This window comes from Methylobacterium sp. AMS5, from assembly GCF_001542815.1.
Taxonomy (GTDB): Bacteria; Pseudomonadota; Alphaproteobacteria; order Rhizobiales; family Beijerinckiaceae; genus Methylobacterium.
Map to the genome: position 1 here is coordinate 480,052 of NZ_CP006992.1, position 25,068 is coordinate 505,119.

The 25,068-nt window shown below is 69.1% G+C and carries 20 protein-coding genes; 14 read left to right on the forward strand and 6 right to left on the reverse strand.

Features of this window, described 5'->3' with window-relative positions:
* Positions 1-76 precede the first annotated feature (76 nt).
* From Y590_RS02240 to Y590_RS02250, 3 genes are all read right to left on the reverse strand, one after another.
* Positions 77-424, reverse strand: coding sequence for a DUF3140 domain-containing protein (locus Y590_RS02240; protein WP_060768453.1), 348 nt, complete (start codon positions 422-424; stop codon positions 77-79).
* A gap of 66 nt (positions 425-490) precedes the next feature.
* Positions 491-1,909, reverse strand: coding sequence for an MATE family efflux transporter (locus Y590_RS02245; protein WP_060772118.1), 1,419 nt, complete (start codon positions 1,907-1,909; stop codon positions 491-493).
* A gap of 16 nt (positions 1,910-1,925) precedes the next feature.
* Positions 1,926-3,782, reverse strand: a complete 1,857-nt coding sequence (locus tag Y590_RS02250) for an ABC transporter ATP-binding protein (protein ID WP_060768454.1) — start codon at positions 3,780-3,782, stop codon at positions 1,926-1,928.
* Between the two features lie 124 nt (positions 3,783-3,906).
* Here Y590_RS02250 and Y590_RS02255 point away from each other — a divergent pair, with 124 nt between their 5' ends.
* The 9 genes from Y590_RS02255 (at position 3,907) to Y590_RS02295 (ending at position 15,725) form a co-directional block, all read left to right on the forward strand.
* Entirely contained in the window at positions 3,907-4,356 is a 450-nt protein-coding gene (locus tag Y590_RS02255; protein WP_060768455.1) for a tRNA (cytidine(34)-2'-O)-methyltransferase, read from the forward strand.
* A 240-nt stretch (positions 4,357-4,596) separates the two neighbouring features.
* On the forward strand, positions 4,597-6,294 hold the full coding sequence (locus Y590_RS02260) for a methyl-accepting chemotaxis protein (RefSeq protein ID WP_060768456.1): 1,698 nt from the start codon (positions 4,597-4,599) through the stop codon (positions 6,292-6,294).
* Positions 6,295-6,513: 219 nt separating this feature from the next.
* Complete coding sequence (locus tag Y590_RS02265) at positions 6,514-7,653, forward strand: PspA/IM30 family protein (RefSeq protein WP_060768457.1); 1,140 nt, start codon at positions 6,514-6,516, stop codon at positions 7,651-7,653.
* Positions 7,650-8,315 carry an OB-fold-containig protein gene (locus Y590_RS02270; RefSeq protein ID WP_083530727.1) on the forward strand — a complete coding sequence of 222 codons (666 nt, stop codon included), beginning with the start codon at positions 7,650-7,652 and terminating at the stop codon, positions 8,313-8,315. The genes Y590_RS02265 and Y590_RS02270 overlap by 4 nt, the downstream gene beginning before the upstream one ends.
* A 36-nt stretch (positions 8,316-8,351) precedes the next feature.
* Entirely contained in the window at positions 8,352-10,055 is a 1,704-nt protein-coding gene (locus tag Y590_RS02275) for a flotillin family protein (RefSeq protein WP_060768459.1), read from the forward strand.
* 191 nt (positions 10,056-10,246) lie between these two features.
* Positions 10,247-12,433 (forward strand): TonB-dependent siderophore receptor, encoded by a 2,187-nt coding sequence (locus Y590_RS02280; RefSeq protein WP_060768460.1) that lies wholly within the window; start codon positions 10,247-10,249, stop codon positions 12,431-12,433.
* Positions 12,434-12,475: 42 nt separating this feature from the next.
* Complete coding sequence (gene hemF / locus Y590_RS02285) at positions 12,476-13,399, forward strand: oxygen-dependent coproporphyrinogen oxidase (protein ID WP_060768461.1); 924 nt, start codon at positions 12,476-12,478, stop codon at positions 13,397-13,399.
* A gap of 47 nt (positions 13,400-13,446) precedes the next feature.
* Positions 13,447-14,568 carry an ATP-dependent DNA helicase gene (locus tag Y590_RS02290; protein ID WP_060768462.1) on the forward strand — a complete coding sequence of 374 codons (1,122 nt, stop codon included), beginning with the start codon at positions 13,447-13,449 and terminating at the stop codon, positions 14,566-14,568.
* Positions 14,569-14,621: 53 nt separating this feature from the next.
* Complete coding sequence (locus Y590_RS02295) at positions 14,622-15,725, forward strand: Fic family protein (protein WP_060768463.1); 1,104 nt, start codon at positions 14,622-14,624, stop codon at positions 15,723-15,725.
* On the opposite strand, the gene Y590_RS02300 is transcribed toward Y590_RS02295, so the two are convergent.
* Positions 15,707-16,993 (reverse strand): aspartate aminotransferase type Ic, encoded by a 1,287-nt coding sequence (locus Y590_RS02300; RefSeq protein ID WP_060768464.1) that lies wholly within the window; start codon positions 16,991-16,993, stop codon positions 15,707-15,709. The two genes, Y590_RS02295 and Y590_RS02300, sit on opposite strands and share 19 nt — an antisense overlap.
* Before the next feature lie 473 nt (positions 16,994-17,466).
* Here Y590_RS02300 and Y590_RS02305 point away from each other — a divergent pair, with 473 nt between their 5' ends.
* Positions 17,467-18,147, forward strand: a complete 681-nt coding sequence (locus Y590_RS02305) for a response regulator transcription factor (protein ID WP_060768465.1) — start codon at positions 17,467-17,469, stop codon at positions 18,145-18,147.
* A 130-nt stretch (positions 18,148-18,277) separates the two neighbouring features.
* On the opposite strand, the gene Y590_RS02310 is transcribed toward Y590_RS02305, so the two are convergent.
* A complete protein-coding gene (locus Y590_RS02310) occupies positions 18,278-20,035 on the reverse strand; it encodes a flagellin N-terminal helical domain-containing protein (protein ID WP_060768466.1) in 1,758 nt (585 codons plus the stop codon).
* 450 nt (positions 20,036-20,485) lie between these two features.
* Positions 20,486-20,785 (reverse strand): PilZ domain-containing protein, encoded by a 300-nt coding sequence (locus Y590_RS02315; protein WP_060768467.1) that lies wholly within the window; start codon positions 20,783-20,785, stop codon positions 20,486-20,488.
* A 202-nt stretch (positions 20,786-20,987) separates the two neighbouring features.
* On the opposite strand from Y590_RS02315, the gene Y590_RS02320 reads away from it, so the two are divergent.
* The 4 genes from Y590_RS02320 to fliI all read left to right on the forward strand — a co-directional run bounded on the left by Y590_RS02320 (position 20,988) and on the right by fliI (position 25,050).
* The gene (locus Y590_RS02320) at positions 20,988-21,557 is read left to right on the forward strand and encodes a hypothetical protein (RefSeq protein WP_060768468.1); all 570 of its coding nucleotides are present in this window, start codon (positions 20,988-20,990) and stop codon (positions 21,555-21,557) included.
* A gap of 172 nt (positions 21,558-21,729) precedes the next feature.
* Entirely contained in the window at positions 21,730-22,983 is a 1,254-nt protein-coding gene (locus tag Y590_RS02325; protein WP_060768469.1) for a DUF1217 domain-containing protein, read from the forward strand.
* Between the two features lie 5 nt (positions 22,984-22,988).
* A complete protein-coding gene (gene flgF / locus Y590_RS02330; protein ID WP_060768470.1) occupies positions 22,989-23,717 on the forward strand; it encodes a flagellar basal-body rod protein FlgF in 729 nt (242 codons plus the stop codon).
* Between the two features lie 4 nt (positions 23,718-23,721).
* Complete coding sequence (gene fliI / locus Y590_RS02335) at positions 23,722-25,050, forward strand: flagellar protein export ATPase FliI (RefSeq protein ID WP_060768471.1); 1,329 nt, start codon at positions 23,722-23,724, stop codon at positions 25,048-25,050.
* Positions 25,051-25,068: the final 18 nt, after the last annotated feature.

Below are 25,068 nucleotides of genomic sequence, written 5' to 3' on the forward strand. Positions count from 1 at the left end.
CCCGCCGCGCTCTCATGACCAGAGCGAGAACGGTCGGAGACCGGGCGTTTTGTGAGGCCGTCTAACCAGCGGACCGTCAATCCTTCAGTGGATCGTGGCCCCAGTTCATCAGCGACAGCCGCCAGGGTGAGTCTTCGGTCTTGGACTTGTCCTCCGGTCCGCCCTGTTTGAGGTGGCGGTTCACGTAGCCGGTCACCTTCCTCATGTGGGCGTAGTCGTCGTCGCTGAGGTCGGCCTTCTTCTTGTGAAGGATCTCGACGATGCGGCGGCCCTCCTTGTGGCCGGTCGCCTCGCCGCCGTCCTTCTTCTGGCCGACCGATTGGCTCTCGTCGGTCTCGAGGAATTTCTCGAGGGCCGAGGCGGTCATGTTCACCGCGCCCTTGAAGTCCTTCCAGATCGCCTCGTGATCGTCTTTCTCGGCCATGGCGCCCCTCAGTCCTCCCGGTATTCTCGGGGCGGGAACGGGGGCGTTTCGGAGGCGGTTCCGGCCTCACCCCGGCTGCGCGCTTGGGACGCGCGGCCGGCCGGCGCTCAGCCGCCGCCAGCGGATCACCAGCGCCACCGAGACCACGAGAAGACCGGCGCAGAAGCCCGCCCAGATCCCGCGTCCGCCCAAACCGGCGCCCCAGGCCAGCGCCGCCCCGAGCGGCACACCGATGACCCAGTAGCCGAACAGCGCGATCAGCATCGGCACCTTGGTATCCTGCAAGCCGCGCAAGGCTCCCAGTGCCACCGATTGCACGCCGTCCGAGATCGCGAACAGAGCCGAGAAGATCAGGAAGCCGGCGGCGACGGGATAGACCTGGACCGCGCCGGGTGCCTCGGTGTCGAGGAACAGCCCGATCAGCATATGCGGCGCGAAAAGCTGCACCAGCGCGCAGGCCACCATGAAGCCGAAGCCGAGCCAGAGCGCGACGGCGCCCGCGCGGCGCAGACCCGCCCGGTCCGCGGCGCCATAGGCGCGGCCGACCCGCACCGTCGCCGCCTGCCCGATGCCGTTGGGCACCATGAAGCAGGTCGCGGCGATCTGCAGCGTGATCGCGTGGGCGGCGAGCGGCAGCGTGCCGAAGGTGCCCATTGCCACCGTGGCCGCCTCGAACAACCCGGCCTCGGCGATGCCCGCCACGCCCATCGGCAGGCCGACCCGCACGACGCGGGCGAGGCGCTCGGCGTCGAAGCGCCAGAGGCGGGCGAACATGCGGTGGCGGCGGAGGCCCCCGTCGAGCCGGATCACCGCGACCAGGGCGGCGATCGCCAGGAACTCGGTGATCACGGTGCCGAGCGCGACGCCGACGATGCCGAGATCCGGCGGGCCGAAGGCGAAGAAGGCCCCCAGCGCGATGTTGAGCGGAAGCGCGGCGAGGCTCACGGCGAGCGGCGGCCCCGGGCGCTGGAGCGCGGCGAGCGCACCTTTCAGCACCATGAAGGCGAGGGCGGGGAACATCCACCATTGCAGCACCCGCATGTACGCGCCGGCCTCGCGGGCGACGGCCGGCTCCTGGTGGAGCGCGATCAGCAGCCCTTCCGTGAACCAGAGCCCCGGCATCAGCGCGAGCGTCACGAGGAACCCGACCCACAGGCCTGCCCGAACCGTGCGCCGCACCGCGTCCGCCCCCGCGCCCGCCGCCCGCCCGACGGCCTCCGCGACGAGGGGGGCGACGCTGGAGGTGAGGCCGATGCCGCCGATGAACAGAAGCAGGTAGAGGCTGGTGGCGAGCGCACCCGCGGCGATGGGCTCGGCGCCGAGCCGGCCGAGCAGCACCGCGTTCGAGGCGACCAGACCGTGCTGGGCGAGGTTGATGAGGACGAGCGGGGCGGAAAGCCGGCAGGTCGCGCGCAACTCGTCCCACCAGGGCGAGGCCGGCGGCCGGCGCAGGCCGCTCGCCGCGAGGCTCCGTGAAACCGTCACGACATCCGTCCCCGTGTCACGAAGCGGGAGCCGGCGCACGGTCTCCCAAAAAGCCGCCGGACTGGCGCCGCCACAGGTCGGCGTAGAGCCCGCCCCGGCGGATCAGTTCGGCGTGGGTGCCTTCCTCGACGATCCGGCCGCTGTCGATCACGATCAGCCGGTCGAGCGCAGCGATGGTCGAGAGCCGGTGGGCGATGGCGAGCACGGTCTTGTCGCCCATCAGCGTGTCGAGCGCCTCCTGGATCGCCGCCTCGACCTGGCTGTCGAGGGCGCTCGTCGCCTCGTCGAGGATCAGGATCGGCGCGTCCTTGAGGATGACGCGGGCGATCGCGATGCGCTGGCGCTGCCCGCCCGAGAGTTTCACCCCGCGCTCGCCGACATGGGCTTCGTAGCCGCGCCGCCCCTTGTGGTCCACGAGATCGAGGATGAAGTCATGGGCGTGCGCCAATCGCGCCGCCTGCTCGACCTCGGCGTCGCTCGCATCCGGGCGGCCGTAGCGGATGTTGTCGCGGATCGAGCGGTGCAGCAGCGAGGTGTCCTGGCTGACCATGGCGATGGCTTCGCGCAGGGAATCCTGCGTCACCCCGGCGATGTCCTGCCCATCGATCAGGATGCGCCCGCCCTCGACGTCGTGCAGGCGCAGCAGAAGCGCGGTGATGGTGCTCTTGCCCGCCCCGCTGACGCCGACGAGGCCGACCTTCTCACCCGGGCGGATGTGGAAGGACAGATCCTCGATGATGCTGGCATCACCCCGGCCGTAGTGGAAATCCACGTTCTCGAAGCGGATGTCGCCCCCGGTGACGATGAGCGTCTTCGCGTCGGGGGCATCGGTGAGGCCGTGCGGACGGGCGATCGTCTGCATGCTCTCCTGGATCACGCCGACATTCTCGAACACGCCGCGCACGGTCTGCATCACCCAGCCCGACATCGCCATGAGCCGCAGGATCAGCGCCAGACCGGCCGAGGCCTCGCCGGTCGTCAGCGCGCCACGCTGCCACAGCGCGAAGCAGACGGCGGCGGTGGCGAACAGGAGCAGGCTGTTGAGCCCCGCCAGCAGGCTCGTCGTCAGCGTGGTGAGCCGGAACTGGTGGAGATAGGCGCGGGTGTGGGTATCGACCGCGTCGCGCACGGTGGCGCGCTCCTCGCGGTCGCGGGCGAAGAGCTTCACGGTCATGATGTTGGTGTAGCTGTCGACCACCCGGCCAATCAGGGTCGAGCGGGTCTCGGCGGTCAGATGCGAGCGCTTGCGCGCGCGCGGCACGAACCACCACGTCAGCCCGGCATAGGCCACCACCCAGAGGACGACGGGAAGCGCCAGCCAGCCCGAGATCGAGGAGAACAGCCCGATCGCGGTGACCGCGTAGATCGCCACGTAGAGCAGCGTATCGATGAACACGACCGCGAGTTCGCGCACCGCCGGCCCGACCTGGACCGTGCGGTTGGCCAGCCGCCCGGCGAAATCCGCCTGGAAGTACGAGAGCGAGTGGCCGAGGGTGTAGAGATGCGTGCGCCAGCGGATCTGGTTGGTCGATTGCGGCACGATGAGCTGGTTCGAGGCCAGCTCGTGCAGGAAGGCCGCCAGCGGGCGCACCACGAGGAGCAGCAACGCGGCGAGCGTCAGCGGCACGGCGTTGTCGGAGAGGACGGTGGTGCGGTCGGCCGCGTTCATCAGGTCGATGAACCAGCGCATGAGCAGATAGAGCGAGGCCTCGATCCCGCCCGCGATCACGGCGATGACGAACAGGGCCGCCAGCGCGAAGCGGATCGGCCGCAGATAGAAACCCGCGAAGCCGAGCACCGTCTTCGGCGGCATGCGCCGGTCATCGAAGGGCGCGAACGGATCGATGCGACGCTCGAGCCAATCGAGGAACATGTTTTTTGGGACCAAGTCAGGAATGAGAGGCTCAGGTAAGCCTCCTTGACGCCGGGCCAACCCCGCGCCCATGCCGCAGGCAAGACCCTGCCCCGCCTTGTCCCTTCGAAAACCCCCACCGCCGATGCTGCGCCTCGCCCTCTACCAGCCCGACATCCCGCAGAACACGGGAACGATGCTGCGCATGGCCGCCTGCCTCGGGATCGCGGTGGAGATCATCGAGCCGGCGGGCTTCGACGTGTCCGACCGGCACCTGCGCCGCTCGGGGCTGGACTATCTCGACCACGTCGCGATCACCCGGCACCGTTCCTGGGACGCCTTCGAGGCGTGGCGGCGCGTGGCCGGGATCCGCCTCGTGCTCGCCACCACCACCGGCTCTGTGCCCTACACGCAGCACGCGTTCCGCGACGGTGACTGCCTGCTGATGGGCCGCGAATCCGCCGGCGTGCCGGAGGCGATCCACGCGGCCGCCGATGCCCGTGTCGTCGTGCCAATCCGGCCGGGTCTACGCTCGCTCAACGTCGCGGTCTGCGCCGCGATGATGCTGGGCGAGGCGATCCGGCAGGTGGGGTGACCGAAGGGCGATCGTATCGCCGAACGGCTCGACGCGCCTGCCGCGCATCGCGTCCCACGCCCGCCCCCGAAATGCGCGACCTTCGACATGGAACGGAGAAGCGACAACTCCATAGAACGCGGTTTTAGCGGCTCCGGATGATCGCCGAGCGCTCGTCGATCATTAAGTATGTTAACTTCAATTTTACTCAATCACCGCGTTATTGATTCCAGCCCTTTTGTCGATAAGGCAAGTGTCACAATGCTGTTTTTCAGAAACGCCAAGTTGATTGTTAAGATTGCCGTACCGCTCCTTTTGACACTCATGGTCAGCGCCGGCCTCATCGTCTATGCGCGCGACGTGATGCGCAGCCTGTCTGAGCAGACGGTCCAAATCGTCGATGTCCAAGCGGTGCGCCTGGACGCCCTGATGCACCTGCGCGGCGGCGTCACCGAGGCGGCGGTCATGGACCGCAACATGCTGCTCGAAAGCAACCCGGAGAACAGATCGCGCTTCCGGATCAAGCAGCAGGCCGGCATGACCGAGGCGCGCGAAGCGACCGACCGGCTCCTCGCCGCGGCCGAAACGCCGGAGCGGCGGGCCACCAACATAGCCCTGCGCAAGGATGTCGACGGCTTCTTTGAATTGCTCGACCGCGTGTACGATCTCGGCATGCGTCAGCAGGGTGACGAGGCGTTCCGGATCGCCCGCGACGTCGGAATCCCGGCCCGGCTCAAGCTGAACGAGTGGATGCAGAGCCGGGCCACGATCCTGCACAATGAGCTGGCCACGGCGAAGACTCAGGCGATCGAAGCCGCCGATCGCGGAACCTATACACTCATCGGGTTGGCGACCGTCGGCCTGCTGGGCGCCATGACACTGGCCGGCCTGATCACCGTGTTCGCGGTGACCCGCCCGCTCGGCCGCTTGGTCAACGTCCTGCAGCGTATGGCGGGCGGGGAGACCGACGCCGAAATCAACGAGGCCACCCGCGGCGACGAGATCGGTGCCGTCGGTCGGGCCGTCGAGGGCATCAAGGCCATGGTGGCCCGCAAGGCCGCCGAGGAGGCCGAGGTGCGTCGGCGTACGGACGACGCCGCGGCGGCAGAGCGCAAGCGCACGATGATCGAGCTGGCCGACGGCTTCGAGGCGGCGGTCGGCGGCATCGTCGGCATGGTCTCCTCCTCGGCGACGGAATTGCAGGCCACCGCGCAGCAGATGACCGCGAGCGCGACCGAGACCGCAACGCAATCCACCACGGTCGCTGCCGCCGCCGAGGAAGCCGCCTCCAATGTCGGCACGGTTGCGGCCGCCGCCGAGGAGCTCGGGGTTTCGGTTCAGGAGATCGGCCGTCAGGTTCAGGGCTCCGCCGGCCTGGCGCAGGCGGCCGTGGGCGAAGCCGACCAGACCACCCATCTCGTCCAGGCTTTGCGAACCACCTCGGCCCGGATCGGCGACATGGTCGGCCTGATCTCCAACATCGCCTCCCAGACCAACCTCCTGGCGCTGAACGCGACCATCGAGGCGGCGCGGGCGGGCGAAGCCGGCCGCGGCTTCGCGGTCGTGGCGTCCGAGGTGAAGGAACTGGCCAGCCAGACGGCGCGCGCCACCGAGGAGATCTCGGGTCAGATCGGCGAGATCCAGGAGGTTACGGATCAAGCGGTCACGGCGATCGGCGCGATCACGAGCCGGATCCGGGAGATCAACAACGTCGCGACCGGCATCGCCGCCGCCGTCGAGCAACAGGGTGCCGCCACGCAGGAAATCGTGCGCAACGTGGCGCAGGCATCGACCGGCACCTCCGAGGTGACGCGCAACATCTCCGGCGTGGCCCAGGCTTCCGAAGAGACCGGCATCGCCGCGAGCCAAGTCCTCACCTCGTCCGCCGAGCTGTCGCAACAGTCCGAACATCTGTCGGCGGAAGTACAGCGCTTCCTCGCAACCGTCCGAGCCGCCTGACCCACACACCACGACACGACGGAGAGACCTCGCCCCAACGGGCGGGGTCTTTTTTGTTGCCGCTTGGGTCCGGTGACCGGCGAGTCGCGAGGCGACGCCGATCCGCCGGGTGGGACCGATGTGCCTCTGCACACCCACGGCGAGCAGATACCCTCAAATGTTACATCCGGAGCGTGTGCGGCGCTTGAAGACACCATAGCGGTGTTTTAGGTTCGATTCGTGACCCGCTCAGGAACACTTCCCTCTCGCCTGACCTACCGGCTCCTTCCCGAGCCGGCCGATCTCGATGCGGTCCGCGCCACGCTGGCGGCCTATCGGCGGATGCTCGTTCTGCTCGAGGAGATCCGCCGGGAGCATGGTTTGCGGGCCAACGTCGTCGCCCTGATCGAGCACGGTTACGGACGCGTGCGTGACGAGACTGGGCTGCCGGCCCGCCTCGTGACGCTCGGCATCCGCGACTTCGCGCAGCGCGCCGCCGGGTTCGACCCCGAGACCGTCACGTCGATACCGCTCGACGACAAGCTGTTCAGCGTGAAGGGCGCCTCGGAGATCGCGCTCACGACGATGAACGGCCGGCGCACGATGCCCTACCGCGTCGAGGGCTATGACGGCCCCTGGCGCGAACTCTCCAGTGCCCGCCTCACGCTCGCGGGCGACGCGCTCACCATCCAGGTGGGCGTCTCCGTCACCGCACCGAAGGAGGAGACCCGCATGACCGAGAACATCCTGACCCGCGTCGGCCGGATCATCGGCGGCCTGTCCAACGCCGCCCTCGACGCGGTGGAGGACCGCAACGGCCTCGCGATCGCGGAGCAGGCGCTTCGCGAGATCGATGCGGTGATCCACGAGGCGCGGCTCGACCTCGGCAAGATCAAGGCCGAGGAGCACCGCCTCTCCGCCCGCCGCGGCCAGCTCGACGGCGAGCGGACGGCCCTGCCCGAGAAGCTGTCGCTGGCGCTGTCGAGCGGGCGCGAGGATCTGGCGCGGGCCGGCATCAGCCGTCAGCTCGACTTGGAAAGCCAGATCGAGGCGATCGATTCGAGTCTCGCGGACGTGGCCGAGCGGCACGAGGCGGCCTCGAAGGCGATGCAGGCGGCCACCGCCGCCCGGCGCGATGCCGAGCACCGGATCGCGTTGCTGCGCGCGCCCGCCCCGCGGAACGCGAACACGCTCGCCGGCTACGGCGGCGAGGACGCGGCCCGGGCCCGCCAGCTCGAACAATCGCTGCGGGCCATCGACCGGGTCAGCGGCACGGCCTCCGCCCCGGCCGATCCGTCGATCGAGGATCTCGACCGCCTGCACCGCGACCACACCATCGAACAGCGCCTCGCCGCGCTGAAGCAGGGCCGATCTTCGTGAGCGCGCTGGCCGCGCCCGCCCTCTTCCCCTTCACCCTGGCCGCGGCGGTGATGGCCGGCCTCGTCGCGGTGGAGGTGCTCTCGCTTCTCGTTGGGCACTCGCTCTCGGAACTGGTGGAGGGCGCCCTCGGCCACGAGGCCGGCGCCCCGACGGGAACCGACGGCGTCGGCGCCGCGGCGGACGCGCACGGGCCGTTCTCGCCGGCCGCGCTGATGTCGTGGATCAATCTCGGCCGGGTGCCCTTCCTGATCCTGCTGATCCTCGGGCTTGCCGTCTTCGCGCTGGCGGGCTTCGCCCTCCAGGGGCTCGCCGCCGCGCTCCTCGCTCCCCTGCCCGCGCCGGCCGCGATCCTGCTCGCGGGCGCGGCGACGCTGCCGGCTTTGCGCGTCTCGACCAAGGCCATCGCCCGGCTGATCCCGCGGGACGAGAGCTACGTCGTGACCGCCGACGACCTGATCGGCGCGACGGCGGAGGTCACCCTCGGGCCGCTCGATCAAGGCCTACCGGGCCAAGTCCGGGCGGTGGACCGCCACGGCAATATCCACTTCCTGCGCACCCGCGCCGCCCCCGGTGCCCCGGCCATGGAAGCCGGCGCCCGCGTCCTGATCGTGGACCGGGCTGACGCCGTCTACGTCGCGGTGCCCGCCGCGCCGGATCTCTGATCGCTTCTTCTCTCCCCACCGAAAGGGTCGCTCACGATGGATATGGTCAGCCCCGGCATCGTCAACCTGCTGGTGATCGCCGGCATCATCGTCGTCGCGCTGCTCGGCATCGGCTTCGTGTTCAGCCGGCTTTATCGGCGCACGACGCGGGACACCGCCTTCGTCCGCACGGGTCTGGGCGGGCGCAAGGTCGTCGTCGATGGCGGCGCGGTGCTGCTGCCGGTGTTCCACTCCATCGCCATGGTGAACCTCAACACCCTGCGGCTCGAAGTGAAGCGCTCAGGGAATGAGTCGCTGATCACCAAGGACCGTCTGCGGGCCGACATCACCGTCGAGTTCTACGTGCGCGTGGAGCCCAAGGAGGAGTCGATCGCGCTCGCCGCCCAGACGCTGGGTGACCGCACCAACGACGCGATGCTGCTGCGCGAGCTGATCGAGGCGAAGTTCGTCGATGCCCTGCGCGCGGTCGCCGCCGGCATGACCCTGCCCGACCTTCAGGAGAAGCGCGCCGCCTTCGTGAAGGGCGTGCAGGAAGCGGTCTCGGGCGATCTGCGCCACAACGGCCTCGAACTCGAATCCGCCTCGCTGACGCGCCTCGACCAGACCTCGATCGAGCACTTCAACCCCGATAACTCGTTCGACGCGGAGGGCCTCGCCCGGCTGAAGGAGATCACCGAACAGCGCCGCAAGGAGCGCAACGCCACCGAGCGCGACGCCGAGGTCGCGGTGGCCGAGAAGGACCGCGAGACCGCGCTGAAGCAGCTCGAGATCAAGCGCACGACCCGCGAGGCGCAGCTCGCCCAGGAACGCGACATCGCCAACAAGACCGCCGAGACCCGCGCCGAGACGGCGCAGGCCGAGCAGCGCGCCCAGCAGAGCGAGGAGACCGCCCGGATCGAGCGCGAGCAGGCGGTGCGCCTGCGCGAGGCCGAGGCGCGCAAGAACTCGGAGGGCGCGCGGATCGAGGCGGATCTGGCGATCGCCCAGCGCAACGCGGAGGCCGAGCGCGAGCGCCAGCTCATCCTTCAGGACAATGCCATCAAGATCGCCGAGCGCTCGCAGAAGGAATCCGAGGCCCGCGCCGCCGCCAAGACGGCCGAGGCTCTGGCCGTGGCGGCCGAGGAGCGTGTGGCCACGGCGAAAGCCAAGGAGATCGCCGAGCGCGAGCGCGAGATCGCGGTGATCGCCGCCAAGCGCGAGGCGGAGCGGGATGCCACCGGCGTCACCGTCACGGCGGAGGCCGAGCGGCGCGCGGCGGAGGACCGGGCCAACGCCATCACAACGCTGGCCGAGGCCGAGGCCACCGCCGCCGCCTCCAAGGCGGAGGCCATCGCCCAGCTCGGCCGGGCCGAGGCCGAGCGCGAGCGGGTGATGAACGAGGCCCGCAACGCCCTCTCGGCCGAGGCGCGCACCTACGAGACCGGGCTGAAGCGCCTCGGCATCATCCCGGACGCGCTGCGCGAGAGCATGCGGGCGGTGGAGAAGATCGACTCGATCCGCATCTTCGACGCGGGCGGGATGATGGGCGGCAACGGCGCGGGCGGCGTCTCGGCGAGCCTCGGCGACAGCCTGTCCGGCCACCTGCTGCGCTACCAGTACAACAGCCCGATCCTCGGGGCGATCCTGAACGAGGCGGGCTTTTCCGAGGGCAAGGGCAGCCTCGACACGCTGGTCGGCGGGCTGCGGAACGGAACGGCCGTCGCGCCGGCCGCCAACGGCCATGCCGGCGCGGCCGAGTGACCGAAAAGAAACAGCGAAGCAGGAATATGCACAGGCATGATCCTCCCGAAGACCATGCCTGATGCTTGAAGTAAAACACGGATCACCTTGAAGACTTGAATCTTTCTATTTCCAGAAACGCAACTTTTGTTGCGAAGCCCAGCCCCTCGTTCTAGCTGCCTCCTCAGCGAACAACGAAACTGGGTTCCCGGATGTCGCCTGCGTTGCGTGATCGACTGCGTTACGGCGTTGCCGCTTTTCTCGCCGGCACGGCCGCCCTCGGTTCGTCCGGCGCGGCGTGGGCGCAGGAAGCGGTGACGCTGGAAACGCTGAGCGTCGAGGGTTCGGGCCGGGGCGGCAGCGGCCCCGGCAGGTCCGGCACCGAGAGCGCCTTCGGTCCGGTCCCCGGCTACGTCGCGCAGCGCAGCGCCACCGGCACCAAGACGGACACGGCGTTGAAGGAGACGCCGCAATCGATCTCGGTCGTCGGCGAGCAGCAGGTCCGCGAGCAGGCCGCCACCAGCGTGCAGGAAGCCCTGCGCTACACCGCGGGCATCGCGGCGGAAGCCTATGGCCCGAGCACCCGCGGCGACTATCCGCGCATTCGCGGCTCGGACGCGGCGATCTTCCTCGACGGCCTGCGCCTGAAGGACCCGGACGTCTTCAACGAGCCTCGCCCCGATCCCTACACTCTGTCGCGCATCGAGGTGCTGCGCGGCCCCGCCTCGACCCTCTACGGCTCGAGCCCCGTCGGCGGCCTGATCAACCTCGTGTCAAAACGTCCGCTCGACGTGCCCTACACCGAAGCCGGCGTCCGCTTCGGCAATTTCGGCTGGAAGGAAGCCTTCACGGATTCGACCGGGCGCCTCACCGAGGACGGCCAGTTCCTCTATCGCTTCGTCGGCGTCGGGCGGCTCGCCGACGCGCAGACCGATTTCGTCGCCAACGACCGCTACGTCATCAACCCCTCGGTCACGTGGCGCCCCTCCGCCGACACGAGTTGGACCCTGATCGGCCTGCACCAGAAGGACGCGTTCGGCGCCTCCGACGCGTTCCTGCCGCGGGAGGGCTCGCTCTATGCCGGCCCGAACGGCTTCATTCCGCTGAGCCGCTTCACCGGCGACCCGACCTTCAACCGCTACGAGACCGAGACGAGTTCGATCACCAGCCTGTTCGAGCACCGTTTCGACGACAGCCTGATCCTGCGGCAGAACCTGCGCTACAGCCACATCGACGGCACGTACCAGTCGGCCTACGGCAACGTGTACACGCTGACGCCGAGCGCCAGCCTGCCGAACGCCCCGTTCCTCGACCCGGCCCGCCGCACAGTCGACCGGTTCACCTACCGCGTCAGCTCGGTCAAGGACCGCATCACCACCGACACCAACCTGCAGGGCCGCTTCGACACCGGGCCGGTCTCGCACACGGTGCTCGGCGGCGTCGATTTCCGCCAGCAATGGGACAGCACGCGGACCGGCTTCGGCACCGATGCCCGCCCGTTCGACCTCTACGCGCCGGTCTATGTCGGCGTGACGCCACCGGATCTCGGCGTGCCGACCGCGCTCTCGCAGAGCCAGACCGGTCTCTACCTTCAGGATCAGATCAAGTTCGGCCAATGGATCGTGCTCGCCACCGTGCGGCACGACTGGGTGAACAGCGCGACGCGCGGCGCCGAGAGCGTCGCCGGCGAGGCCACCACCGGCCGCATCGGCCTGATGTACGCCTTCGAGAACGGACTGACCCCTTACGTCTCCTACGCGACCTCGTTCACCCCGATCTTCGGCGCCAATGTCTGCGCGGGCGGGGCCTGCCGGCCGATCGAGGGCGAGCAGATCGAGGGCGGCTTCAAGTACAACCCGACGCCCTGGTTCGCGGTCAACGCGGCGATCTACGACACGGTGGAGCGCAACCGCCTCACCCCCGATCCGAGCGGCCTGCCGATCTCGATCCAGACCGGAAAGGTCAAGATCCAGGGCGGCGACATCGAGGCGATCGCGACGATCGACAACGACACCAACATCATCGCGAGCTACGCCTATACCGATGCCCGCTACGCGGCCGGCGACAACGCCGGAGCGCGGGTCGAGACGCAGCCGCTGCACCTCGCCTCGCTCTGGGTGACGCACCGCTTCACCCTGGCGGACGTGCCCGGCAGCTTCCTCGTCGGCGGCGGCGTGCGCTACATCGGCGAATCGTTCGACGGCTCGCTCAACAGCTTCAATACGCCGGCCGTGACGCTGGCCGACGCGCTGATCGGCTGGGAGGACGCGCATTGGCGTGCGCAGCTCAACGTGTCCAACATCGCCGACACCAAGTATCTCTCGACCTGCCTCGCCCGCGGCGATTGCTTCGTCGGCACGCGGCGCACGATCCTGGGCAGCCTGACCTACAAGTTCTGAGCCCGAATTGACGGATCGCCCACCGAGTGGGAAAGCCTCTCCATGGCTGATGTGACGGCACCCCCCCTCCCCTCACCCGACGATCTCGCCGCGCTGAAGAGCGAGGCGGGGGCGTGGTTTTCCACCCTGCGCGACCGGATCGTCGCCGCGCTGGAGACCCTGGAGGCGGAGGCCGAGGGGCCGTTCCACGAGGATGCGCCGAGAGAAGCGGGGAAATTCGAAAAAACGCCGTGGCAGCGCACGGACCATAGCGGCACGCCGGGCGGCGGCGGCGTCATGGCGATGCTGAAGGGCCGCGTGTTCGAGAAGGCCGGCGTCCACATCTCGACCGTCCACGGCGAGTTCGCGCCGGAATTCCGCGCGCAGATGCCGGGGGCGGCCGAGGATCCGCGCTTCTTCGCCACCGGCATCTCGCTGATCGTCCACCCCTGGAACCCGAACGTGCCGACGGTGCACATGAACACCCGCTTCGTCGTGACGACGAAGGCGTGGTTCGGCGGCGGGGCCGACCTCACGCCCGTGCTCGACCGGCGCCGGACGCAGGAGGATCCCGACACGCAGCTCTTCCATGCCTGCCTGCGCGAGGCCTGCGAGAACCATGCGCCGGCCGCGGACTACGAGAAGTACAAGGCGTGGTGCGACGAGTATTTCCACCTGAAACACCGCAACGAGCCCCGCGGCATCGGCGGCATCTTCTACGACTATCACTGGACCGGCGATCCGCAGGCCGATCTCGCCTATACCCGCGATGTCGGACAGGCGTTTCTCAAGGCCTATCCGGAGATCGTCCGGCGCAATCTCGCCAAATCCTGGACCGAGGCCGACCGGGAGGAGCAGCAGGTGCGGCGTGGGCGCTACGTGGAGTTCAACCTGCTCTACGACCGCGGCACCATCTTCGGCCTGAAGACCGGCGGCAACGTCGCCTCGATCCTGTCCTCGCTGCCGCCGACCGTGCGCTGGCCCTGACCGGAAGACGGTCCACAAATCGGCCGACTCGTTTATGACGTGACGCCATGGCCGAGTCCCCGCTTCCCACCCGTTTCGCCCCGCAGCAGGACGAGGCGCTCAAAGCCATCGCCCGCTGGCGTAAGGAGGGCGGCTCCCAGGTCTTCCGGCTGTTCGGCTATGCCGGTACCGGCAAGACCACGCTGGCCCGCCGCATCGCCGACGACGTCGACGGGCCGGTCGTGTTCGGCGCATTCACCGGCAAGGCGGCCTCCGTCATGCGCCAGAAGGGCTGCGACGACGCGGCGACGATCCACTCGTTGATCTACCGCAGCAAGGAGGGCGACGAGGGCGGGCCGACCTTCACCCTTAACCGCTCCGGCCCGGCGGCCAAGGCCGACCTCATCGTCATCGACGAGTGCTCGATGGTCGATTCCGACCTCGGCCACGATCTCCTCTCCTTCGACAAGCCGGTTCTGGTGCTGGGCGATCCCGCCCAGTTGCCGCCGGTGCGCGGGGGCGGCTTCTTCACCGAGGCCGAGCCCGACGTGATGCTCACCGACGTCCACCGGCAGGCCGCCGACGACCCGATCGTACGCATGGCGATGACGATCCGCGAGGGCGGCCGGCTCGAAGTGGGCGAGTACGGCGAGAGCCGGGTGGTGCGCCGCCGCGATATCGACCCGGCCCAGGTGCTCGATTGCGATCAGGTCCTGGTCGGCCTCAATCGGACGCGGCGCCTCTACAACAACCGCCTGCGGGAGCTTGCCGGCCACACCGACCCGATGCCGTCGGTGGGGGAGAAGCTGGTCTGTCTTCGGAACGACCGCACCAAGGGTCTGCTCAACGGCTCGACCTGGACGGTGCAGGCCCTGCGCGCCCCGCCCCGCCCCGACACGATCCGCCTCGACGTGGTCCCGGAGGACGATCCGGCGGTGCGCCGCCGCGCCGTGGACATCAAGGTGCTGCGGCAGGTGATCGAGGGCTCGGAGGAGGAGATCCCGCTCTTCCTGCGCCGCGAGACCGACGAGTTCACCTACGGCTACGCGCTCACCGTCCACAAGGCGCAGGGCTCGCAATGGGACAAGGTGGTGCTGTTCGACGAATCCTACGCGTTTCGCGAGCACCGGGCGCGCTGGCTCTACACCGGGCTGACGCGCGCGGCGCAGGCGATCACCGTGGTGGTGTGATCGACCTCATGCGGAGATTGCGATCGACATTCTCCGCATGATATGCGGACAATGTGGCGTATATCTACGATCGACCCGACTGGCCGCACTTCCGCTGGGACGCAGGCGCGCTCGCCGTGCGGTTGGCCGAGGTCCGCCACCATCAGGGACGCGTGCTCGGCCGCATGGAAGCGCTCGGGTTCGAACTCGAGACGGAAGCCGTCTTCCAGACCCTGGTTCAGGACGCGCTCAAAACGAGCGAGATCGAGGGGGAAATTCTTGATCGCGAACAGGTCCGATCGTCGGTGGCCCGACGACTCGGCCTCGACCGTGCCGGGATGGTCCCCGTCGAGCGCCCGGTCGAAGGCCTCGTTGCCATGTTGCTCGACGCGACCCAGGGCTATGCCGAGCCCCTGACAACGGAACGGCTGTTCCGGTGGCACAGGGGCCTGTTCCCGGAAGGCGGGCACGGGCGCAAAGCCTTCACGGTCGGCGGATGGCGAACGGATGAACTCGGCGCGATGCAAGTCGTCTCTGGCCCGCTGGGCCGCGAGCGGGTGCACTTTCGTGCGCCGGCAGCCGAACGGATCGCGGCGGAGATGGATGCCTTCCTGACGTGGTTCGAAATGCGCGACGCGGGGATCGATCCCGTCCTCAAGGCCGCTGTGGCCCATATCTGGTTCGTGACGATACATCCCTTCGACGATGGCAACGGGAGAATTGCCCGTGCCATCGCCGATCTCGCCCTGGCGCGTTCCGAAGGGACGGGGCAGCGCTTCTACAGCCTGTCGTCGCGGCTTCGCATCGAGCGGAGTGATTACTACGCAACCCTCGAAGCAACCCAGAAGGGCGACCTCGACATCACGGTGCGCCTCGCATGGTTCCTCGACATCCTCGACCAAGCGCTGAGCGATGCCGAGACGACGCTCGCCGCCGTCATCCGCAAGGCACAGGTGTGGGAGACCCTGGGGACAAAGTCGCTCAACGACCGCCAGCGCGTGATGATCAACTGCCTGCTCGACGGCTTCCAAGGCAAGCTGACGACCTCGAAATGGGCCAAGATCGCCCAGTGCTCGCAGGATACGGCCCTTCGCGATATTGAAGGGCTGATCGCCGCCGGGCTCCTCATCAGAGAGCCCGGCGGCGGACGCAGCACGAGCTATGCGTTTGCTCTCTGACCCAGCGCTTCGACTGCGGCCAGCAGCGTACAGAGCGCCACCGCCTCGGCGGCCTTGCGCACGGCGTCGAGACCCGGAAAGGTCGGCGCGATGCGCAGAGTCCGGTCGTGCGGGTCCTTGCCGTAGGGGTGGGTCGCGCCGGCGGGCGTCAAGGCGATGCCCGCCTCGCCCGCGAGTTGGACGACCCGCGAGGCGGTGCCGTCGGTGACATCGAGCGTGATGAAGTAGCCGCCGAGCGGCCGGCTCCAGTGCGCGACGTCCCAACCGTCGAGGCGGGCGGCGAAGGCCTCCTCCACCGCGGCGAATTTCGGGGCGATCAGGGCGCGGTGCCGCTCCATATGTGCGGCGATGCCGGCGGCGTCGCGCAGGAAGCGGACGTGGCGGAGCTGGTTGAGCTTGTCCGGCCCGATGCTGCGGCGCCCGGCCTGGGCGAGATACCACTTCACGTTCGCGGGCGAGGCGGCCAGCATCGCGAGGCCCGCACCCGCCAGCGTCACCTTCGAGGTCGAGGCGAACACGATCGGCCGGTCGGGGTTTCCGGCCTCGGCACAGGCCTCCAGGGTGTTGGGAAGCGAGGGCCGCGCCTCGGTGAGGTGATGCACCGCGTAGGCGTTGTCCCACAGGATGCGGAAATCGGGCGCCGCGGCCTTCAGCGAAGCCAGCCGCCGCACGGTCTCCTCGGAATAGGTCTCGCCGCTCGGGTTCGAGTATTGCGGCACGCACCAGATGCCCTTCACCGAAGGGTCGGCGGCCTCGCGCTCGACCGCCTCCATGTCCGGCCCCTCCCCCGTCATCGGGATCGGGATCATGCGGATGCCGAAGCCCTCGCACAGGGTGAAGTGGCGGTCGTAGCCCGGGACGGGGCAGAGGATCGTGATCGGCTCCTGCTTCGACCACGGCCCCGCGCCGCCGGGCACGCCCTTCAGCAGCGCGTAGACGAGCACGTCGTGCATCAGCGCGAGGCTCGAATTGTTGGCGATCACCATCTGCTCCGGCGGCGCGCCGAGCACCGGCGCGAACAGCGCGCGGGTCTCGGGCAGACCCTGCAGGTTGCCGTAATTGCGCGCGTCGGTGCCGTCCTCGGCGGTGGTGTCGCGGTTGCCGGGCAGCGCCAGCATCTCGGCGGCAAGGTCGAGCTGATCGGAGGCGGGCTTGCCGCGGGTCATGTCGAGCTTGAGCCCCTGCGCTTTCAGGGCTTCGTACTCGCCGCGCAGGCCGGAGCGCAGCTCCGTCAGAGCCTCGGGCGACAGGGTGGACAGCGACGGCATGGGATTCCTCGTAGTGGTGCCGGCCCGCGTTCGAGCCCGCGAATGGGCCCCGGTCAAGGCGGCTCCGGCGGAAAGCAGTGGGGCGACGGCCGCCCGCCGCTCGAGCGCCGCCGACATCAACCCCCGGAACGAACCGAACCGACGGCACGGAGACCATGCCGTGAACCCAAGGTCACAGTGTGGCGCCTCTGCCACGCGCGCCGATGCAACGTGACCAAACTCCTAACGCCGCCCTCCCGCCGGGGACAGCTTTAACGCGTCGTTAACCATTCCAACCAAAAAGCTGAAACCGTCAAATGTTGGAAGTAAGCGGAACGCGGAGAGCGTCGAGCGAAAGCCGATACGCTCTCACCTTCGCCAACCGACAGCATTCGAAAGCCTTCCGAATTTCAATCGGCCATGGCGCGGCGCGACGGACAGTCGCGCCGGACGCGATGACCCCGCAGTTCCTCGCACACCTTCGAGCACTGACGATGTATATCGTTGTCGACGAGCAGCAGAGCGTGACCGACCACTACGTCGCCGGGTTCGGCGCGGAGGGCGTGAAGGCGCAAGGGTTGGCCATCGGGTCCATGAAGGATTGGCTCGACGCCGCGCCGCGGATCGACGTCGAGGCGATCGACGGCTTCCTGATCGGCGATTGCGCCGACCGCGCCTCCTGCACCGTGGCGATCCGCTCGCTCAGCCGGGCGCCGATCATCGCCCTCAACGAGACCCGCTCGCTCGAGCAGACCCTGGCGCTGTTCACCGTCGGCATCGACGACGTGGTGCGCAAGCCCGTCCATGTCCGCGAGATCATCGCCCGCGCCACCGCGATCCGTCGCCGGACCGGCCGCGGCGTCGAGCCGGCGCCGGCCCCCGACCGGGCGGGCCGCCTCAAGGTCTATACCGACGGGCGCGACCCGGAGATCGACGGCGCCTGCCTGATCCTGCCCCGGCGCGAGCGCCACATCCTCGAATATCTCTCGAAGAACCGCGGCCGGCAGGTGACCAAGGGCCAGATCTTCACGGCGGTCTACGGCGACCTCGACACCAGCGTCGAGGAGAGCGTGGTGGAGGGCCATATCAGCAAGCTGCGCAAGAAGCTGCGGATGCGTCTCGGCTACGATCCGATCGAGGCCAAGCGGATGGCGGGCTACACCTTCGTCGGCTGAAGAATCCGCACACGATCCTTCCAAGATCTTTCCAAGATCTTTCCATGAAAAAGGCCGCGCTCGGTGAGAGCGCGGCCTTTTTCTACGACGGGCGGTGTCCCAGCCGCGCGAGCGGCTGGGACGTCTCAGCTTAGCGGAACAGCGACAGAACGTTCTGGCTGCCCGAGTTGGCGATCGAGAGAGCCTGCACGGCGAGCTGCTGCTGCGTCTGGAGCGCCTTCAGCTTGGTCGACTCCTCCTCGATGTCGGCATCGACCAGGGTGCCGATGGTGCGGTCGTTGGCCTTCATCAAGGTGTCGACGAAGGTCTTCTGGCCGTCGATCTGGGTCTTGTTGGCACCGAGCTTGGTGCCGGCGTTGGTGACCGAGGCGATGGCCTTCTCGACCTGGGTGATGATGTTCTTGAGCGTCGTGTCGCCGGTGGTCCCGACGAGCCCGGCAATGTTGATGCCCGTGCCGCCGGTGCCGATTTCGCCGATGGAGAAGGTGGTCGTCGCATCGACCGTGTCGAGGATACCCTTGGCGTTGGTCGTGCCTGCGGCCGTGCCCTTGCCGGTGAGTCCGCTGGTGCCGGTGGTGGAGTCGGCCGCGGTGAAGCCGAAGCTGGCGACATCCGCGCCGTTCAGCGTGATCGTGGTCGAGCCGCCGGCATTGGAACCGAACGACAGGGCACCGCCAGCGAAGGAGACCCGCGCCTTGCTGCCTGCCGACTTCAGCTGGGCGTTGATCATCGCGGCGACGTCGTCGCCGTTGACGGCCGTGTTGGCGGCCGAGGTCGCGTCGCTGCCGAGCGCGGAGAAGGATGCGGCGTTGAGGGTGACCGTCTTGACGCCGGCGCCGTCGTTGACGGTCAGGACCTTGGCGGTCGTCACGTCGAGGGCAGCGAGGGCCGTGCCCGTCATGAAGCCGGAGAAGGTGCCGAAACCGACATCCGCCGCGGCGAACTTACCGTTGGCGACCGCGTTGTTCGTCACCGAGACCTGGGCATTGGTACCCGCGCCGGTCGCCGCCGTCTGGAAGGACAGGCGGCCCGCCGTGTCGAGGCTCGCCGTGACCTTTCCGGACATCGCCGCGCTTGCGGCGATCTGATTGTTCACTGCGCTCAGGAACTCGTCGGTCGTGACCTTGGTCAGATCCTTGGCGGCCGACATCATGGTGTTCTTGTCGAGGACGATGTCGACGCTGGCACCGGTGCCGAGCGTGACGGTGAAGGAGACCTGCTTCGACTTTCCGGCGGTGACGGTGGCGAAGTCGACGACGCCGCCCGGGGAGAAGGCCGAGGTGCCGGTCAGCGACTGGGCGCCGGTGACCTTACCTTCGGTCGCGGCCGTGTTCACGGTCGAGGTCGCGACGTCGTAGAGCTTGATCGCGTTGACGTCGATGCCGATCATCGAGAAGCCGACGGTGCCCGTCGGGCTCCGCGAGAAGCCGGCGACGACGTTCTGGGTGGCTTGATAGCTGGTGTTGGTCGCGGAGGAATCGACCGAGAGCCAGTTCTGACCGGACGAGGTCGAAGAATCGGCGGTGGCCTTCATCTTGTCCTGAATGGCCTTGATCTCGGTCTGGACCTTGTTCCGGTCGACGCCCGGCTGAAGCGCGGTCTGCAGCTTGGCGCGCAGGTTCTGCAGGTCGGACAGGACCGAGTTGAGGCCGTTATAGGCGGTATCGACCGCCGAGGAGCCGAGGCCGAGCGAGTCCTTCACGGCCGAGAGGGAGGCGTTGTCGGTGCGCACCGTGGTGGCGATCGACCAGTAGGCGGCGTTGTCGGAGGCGGTCGAGACGCGCTGGCCGGTCGAGACCCGGTTGGAGGTGGCGTCGAGCTGGCTGTTGATGCCCTTGAGCGTCGTCAGCGCCGTCATGGCGGAGATGTTGGTGAGCAGGCTGGTCACAGGTCAGACTTCCGGCAAAAGAGGGGGGACGGTTCTCAGGACCGGACTCGCACCGGTACGGCCGCACGGCCCTATCGAGAGGGCCGCGGCGAGCCCCCGAGGGCTCGTTTCGCCGCGCATCACACCTCCGGACTCGCACCGGATCAACGGACCGACATCATGTCTATGAACCCGTCGGAGGGTTCACCCGCTGGCCTCTTCTCGAAGGCGGCTCCGCATGGTTGCGGAAGGCGCCTCGCGATGGGCCGACAATGGCCGCCTCCCGTTACGAAGCGATTAAGCGACCCTGCCCGGCACCGTCCCGCCGCACGCCCTCCACAGGTCGGCCTCGTGCCTGTGGAGAAGGGGCGAGAGCCGTCTCCGACCTGATGGCATCAGGCCGGCGCCTCTCGATCGTGTCGTGACACGTATTCTTTCGCCGAACCGGCGACCGCTTCGACGGGCGGCGCTCTAAACGACCGGCTCGCCCTCGAAGGCGACACCCGCGAAGTCTCCGCGGCGCCAGCACAGCCGGGCTGTCATCGTGCGCAGGTCATGCGCGGCGATCACGAGGGAAAACGTCTCCGGCAGGACATGCTCAGGGGCGACGCGGATCTTGGCGCCCCGAAGCGAGAGGTCGCGCACGGTGCAGGCGATCAGGCGCTCGGGGCCGAGGACGATGCGGCCCTGCTGGACGACGCGGTGACGCTTGCCCGCCCGTTCGACGGGCGCTGCGGCTTCCGGCGAAACACTTTCCCGCGGATCGGCCATGCTCGCTCCCCGGCGCCCTCCCCTTCGGCTTAACGAGCGCCCGCGGCGCTGTCGATGAGACGGGACGCGCCTTCGCGCGGCATTGTTAACCGGACATCAAGCATATTTGTAGACGGATCATGAAGGATGACGCTGTCGCCCCCGGGGCACGCGCCGCGAAGACGCTTCGCGCGGCGCACCGGGATCACCTGCCGAGACCTCCATGACGTCCGATTCCGCACGGCGATCCTCCCTCGGCACCGTCGCACGCGCCGCGAGCCTGCCGGCGCGGCCGGTGGCGGGAAGCATCGCGGCCCGCCGTGCCCGCGAGGCGGCCGGCGAACGCACCGTGCTGGCCGCCCTCGTCCTGCTCGCCCTCACCGCCAGCGGGTTCGCCGGTTACGCCATCGCGACCGGAACGCACGAATATGCGGTGCAGGCGGTTCTGCCCGCCGGCACGGCGCCCTTCACCTGGAAGAAGTCCGTGGCGCAGGGGCGCTTGGCCGACCCCGATTTCGATCCCGTCACCACCGGCTCTCTGCCCGACCGGCCCGGGGCGGCAACCGCCGGCCTTCAGGGCCCGGCGGAGTCGCCGGCCCTGCCGCTCGCGGGCGCCTACGCCCTGCGCGGGGTCGCCGACGGCATCGCGACCCTCGAGAATCGGGAAGGACAGCGCACCGCCGCGCTCGGCAGCGTGCTGCCCGGCGCGGGCCGCGTCCTGTCGATCCGCCGGACCGGCGCGGGCTGGGTCGTGATCACCACCGAGACGATCATCGGCCCGGTGGCGCCGTGACGCGACCGGCCGAAGGCGGGCAAGCCTGGGACAAGGGAGCCGCCCTAAGCATCGGCCCGAAAGGTGGCGACCGGCTTTCGGAAAACGACGATGCAAAAGAAGCATCGGATCCTGCTCGCACCGCCGAGCCGTTGGTCGCCCCCCTCCCGCGCTCCCGCTCAGGCGCCCGCCCGTGACCGACACCCTCACCAGCTACCGGCTGATCGCCAAGGATCTCCCCGCCTCCCTCTCCCGGAAGGCGGCCGAGCCGACGGTTGCCCGGGAGACCGCCTATTACGAGGCGCATATCGGCGGGGTGAAATCGGTCGACGATCTGCTCGGCGACCAGCGTCTCTACGCCTACGCCATGAAGGCCTACGGCCTGGAGGAGATGACCTACGCCAAGGCGTTCATGCGCAAGGTGCTGGAGGAAGGCGCTGCCAGCGCGGCGAGCTTCGCCAACCGCTTGGCGGACGACCGCTACACCGCCTTTGCCAAGGCGTTCAGCTTCGGCCAGGGCGTCACCGCCACGGGTGCCGACCCCGCGCGCTTCGGTGAGCAGCCCCGCGCCGCCTCGCTCAGCGCGCCGAAGCTCCTGGCCGATACCTACGATTTCAGCGGCCGGGCCGAGGCGAGCTTCCTCGTGGAGTCCCGGCTCGACGCCACGACGACGCAATCGGTCACGATCCGGCTCAACGCGCAAACCCTGGCCGGTCGCGTGGACAATCCCGCGAAGGTGACGCCGTCGGAGATCGCCGCAGCGGTGGCGGCGCAGATCGAGGCATCCGCCCTCAAGGGCAAGGTCCAGGCGGGGCTTGCCGCCGACGGGAGCCTGTTCTTCGAGACCACCGCACTGACCGATCTCGGCGCCGACGGCGCTTACGGCGGCACGGGCCGGGACGCCGACACGCTGGTGAACGCGGGCGGGCCGAACCGCACCCTGACGATCCGGAATGCCCCGCTCTCCGCCGATCGGACCGCCGTCGATGTCGGCTTCGGCACGGATCTGGGGCCCGACACGATGGCGCAGACCGTGACCCAGGCCTATCTGCGCCAGTCGCTGGAGAGCGAGGCGGGCGACGCCGATACGGGCGTGCGCCTCGCGCTCTACTTCGCCCGCAAGGCATCGACGCTCACGAGCGCCTACGACATTCTCGGCGACGCGGCGCTGAGCCAAGTGGCCAACACCGTGATCGGCCTGCCGGCGACGAGCGGCGCGGCCACGAGCGAGGCCCTGGCCAAGCGGGCCCAACTGATCGCCGCCAAGATCGACATCGCGAGCTTCCGGGACCCTGCCAAGCTCGACGCCTTCGTGCGGCGCTTCGCGGCGATCTGGGACGCGCAGAACAACACCGCCAGCGCACCCATCCTCGCTCTGTTCACCGGCACGGGCAGCCTCGACGCCGAAACGCTCCAGAGCGTGCAGACGACGCGGATCGGAGCTTAAGGGCCATGCAGAGCAGCCTCTACGTCGCCCTATCGAGCCAGATCGCCCTCGAAAAGCGCCTGACCACGACCGCCAACAACGTCGCCAACATGGCGACGGTGGGCTTCCGGGCGGAGGAAGTCAGCTTCTCGGAACTGCTCGCCCGCTCGAACCGCGGCGACGTCGCCTTCGTGGGCCCTGGCAAGAACATCATCTCGCGCGCCGCCGGCCCGACGACGAAGACCGATTCCGCCCTCGATGTCGCCGTCCAGGGCGATGCCTGGCTCGGCGTGAAGGGGCCGAAGGGCGACACGCTCTATACCCGCGACGGGCGCCTGACGATGGACGCCAACGGGCAGTTGCGGACGGTGGGCGGGATGCCGGTGGTCGATCCCGGCGGCGGCCCGCTCTTGCTCGATCCCCAGGCCGGTCCACCGGTCATCGGCCGGGACGGCAGCATCCACCAAGGCGTGAACCAGATCGGCGCGCTCGGCGTGTTCAGCATCGACCCGAAGGCGACACTGACGCGCTCGGGCGAGAATGCCGTCGCCGCGAGCCTGCCCGGCCGGCCGGTGCAGGACTTCACCCGCATCGGCCTCGTGCAAGGCTACGTCGAGGGCGCCAACGTCAACCCGATCATGGAGATGACCCGGCTCATCGCGATCCAGCGCGCTTTCGAGAGCGCGGCGACGATGACCTCGGAGGCCGACACCACCCTCACCGGCGCCGTCAAGACGCTGGGACCGCAGGGCTGATGCGATGAGCCTCAACGCGATCGAGTGCCTGGAACGGGCGATGGAGGCCGGGCGCCGCGACCTGCCGCTGGTGCGGGTCGCCGGCCCCGTGCGCGAGGTGACCGCCAGCGCGGCACGGGTCGCGGGCGTGTCCGCCTTCGTGCGGCTCGGCGACCGCATGGGTTTTTCCGCCGACGGCCGCACGCAGGTCGGCGAGGTGGTCCGCATCGATGCGGCCGGCGCCACGGTGAAGCCGTTCGAGAGCCGGATCGAGGCCGGCATCGGCAGCCTCGCCCACCGCATCGGCCCGGCGCAGCTGCGCCCGGACCCGCGCTGGAAGGGTCGGGTGATCGACGCGCTCGGCCGCCCCGTCGATGGGCTCGGCCCCCTGGCCGAGGGGCCCGCCAGCGTTCCGCTGGATGCCGACCCGCCGGCCGCGATGACCCGCGCGCGGGTGAAGACGCCGCTGCCCACGGGGGTGCGGGCGATCGACCTGTTCACGCCGCTCTGCGCCGGACAGCGCATCGGCATCTTCGCCGGCTCCGGCGTCGGCAAATCGACCCTGCTGGCGATGCTGGCCGGCGCCCAGGGCTTCGACAGCGTGGTGGTCGCGCTGGTGGGCGAGCGCGGACGCGAGGTGCGCGAGTTTCTCGAAGGCCCCATCGCCGCCGCCCGCGACCGCGCCGTGATCGTGGTCTCGACCGGCGACGAGAGCCCGATGATGCGCCGGCAAGCGCCGAAGGTGGCGCTGGCGGTGGCCGAGTCCTTCCGCGACCGCGGCGAGTCGGTGCTGCTCATCGTCGATTCCGTGACCCGCTACGCCCACGCCGCCCGCGACGTGGCGCTGGCGGCCGGCGAGCCCGCGGTGGCCCGCGGCTACCCGCCGAGCGTCTTTTCGGACTTGCCGCGGCTGTTGGAGCGCGCCGGCCCCGGCGCGGAGGGCACCGGCACGATCACCGGGATCTTCTCGGTGCTGGTCGATGGCGACGACCACAACGACCCGGTCGCCGACTCGATCCGCGGCACCCTCGACGGCCACGTGGTGCTCGACCGCGCCATCGCCGAGCAGGGCCGCTACCCGGCGATCGAGCTGCTCGGCTCGATCTCGCGCCTGGCGGGCGAGGTCTGGACCGGAGACCAGCGCGAGCTGGTGCGCAAACTCAAGAGCATGATGGCCCGCTTCGAGGAGACACGGGATCTGCGCCTGATGGGCGGCTATCGCGCCGGCAGCGATCCCGACCTCGACCAAGCCGTGAGCCTCGTGCCGCGGATCTACGAGGCCTTGCGCCAGGAGCCGGGCCAGCCGCCGAGCCGCGACGCCTTCCTCGAACTCGCCCAATCCCTGCGGGGATGATTGTGCCCCGCAAAACCT

Coding starts and splice junctions, on each gene's coding strand:
- Y590_RS02240 (WP_060768453.1), bottom strand. CDS start 424: ATGGCCGAGAAAGACGATCACGAGGCGATCTGGAAGGACTTCAAGGGC.
- Y590_RS02250 (WP_060768454.1), bottom strand. CDS start 3,782: ATGTTCCTCGATTGGCTCGAGCGTCGCATCGATCCGTTCGCGCCCTTC.
- Y590_RS02255 (WP_060768455.1), top strand. CDS start 3,907: ATGCTGCGCCTCGCCCTCTACCAGCCCGACATCCCGCAGAACACGGGA.
- Y590_RS02260 (WP_060768456.1), top strand. CDS start 4,597: ATGCTGTTTTTCAGAAACGCCAAGTTGATTGTTAAGATTGCCGTACCG.
- Y590_RS02275 (WP_060768459.1), top strand. CDS start 8,352: ATGGATATGGTCAGCCCCGGCATCGTCAACCTGCTGGTGATCGCCGGC.
- Y590_RS02280 (WP_060768460.1), top strand. CDS start 10,247: ATGTCGCCTGCGTTGCGTGATCGACTGCGTTACGGCGTTGCCGCTTTT.
- hemF (WP_060768461.1), top strand. CDS start 12,476: ATGGCTGATGTGACGGCACCCCCCCTCCCCTCACCCGACGATCTCGCC.
- Y590_RS02290 (WP_060768462.1), top strand. CDS start 13,447: ATGGCCGAGTCCCCGCTTCCCACCCGTTTCGCCCCGCAGCAGGACGAG.
- Y590_RS02300 (WP_060768464.1), bottom strand. CDS start 16,993: ATGCCGTCGCTGTCCACCCTGTCGCCCGAGGCTCTGACGGAGCTGCGC.
- Y590_RS02305 (WP_060768465.1), top strand. CDS start 17,467: ATGTATATCGTTGTCGACGAGCAGCAGAGCGTGACCGACCACTACGTC.
- Y590_RS02315 (WP_060768467.1), bottom strand. CDS start 20,785: ATGGCCGATCCGCGGGAAAGTGTTTCGCCGGAAGCCGCAGCGCCCGTC.
- Y590_RS02320 (WP_060768468.1), top strand. CDS start 20,988: ATGACGTCCGATTCCGCACGGCGATCCTCCCTCGGCACCGTCGCACGC.
- flgF (WP_060768470.1), top strand. CDS start 22,989: ATGCAGAGCAGCCTCTACGTCGCCCTATCGAGCCAGATCGCCCTCGAA.
- fliI (WP_060768471.1), top strand. CDS start 23,722: ATGAGCCTCAACGCGATCGAGTGCCTGGAACGGGCGATGGAGGCCGGG.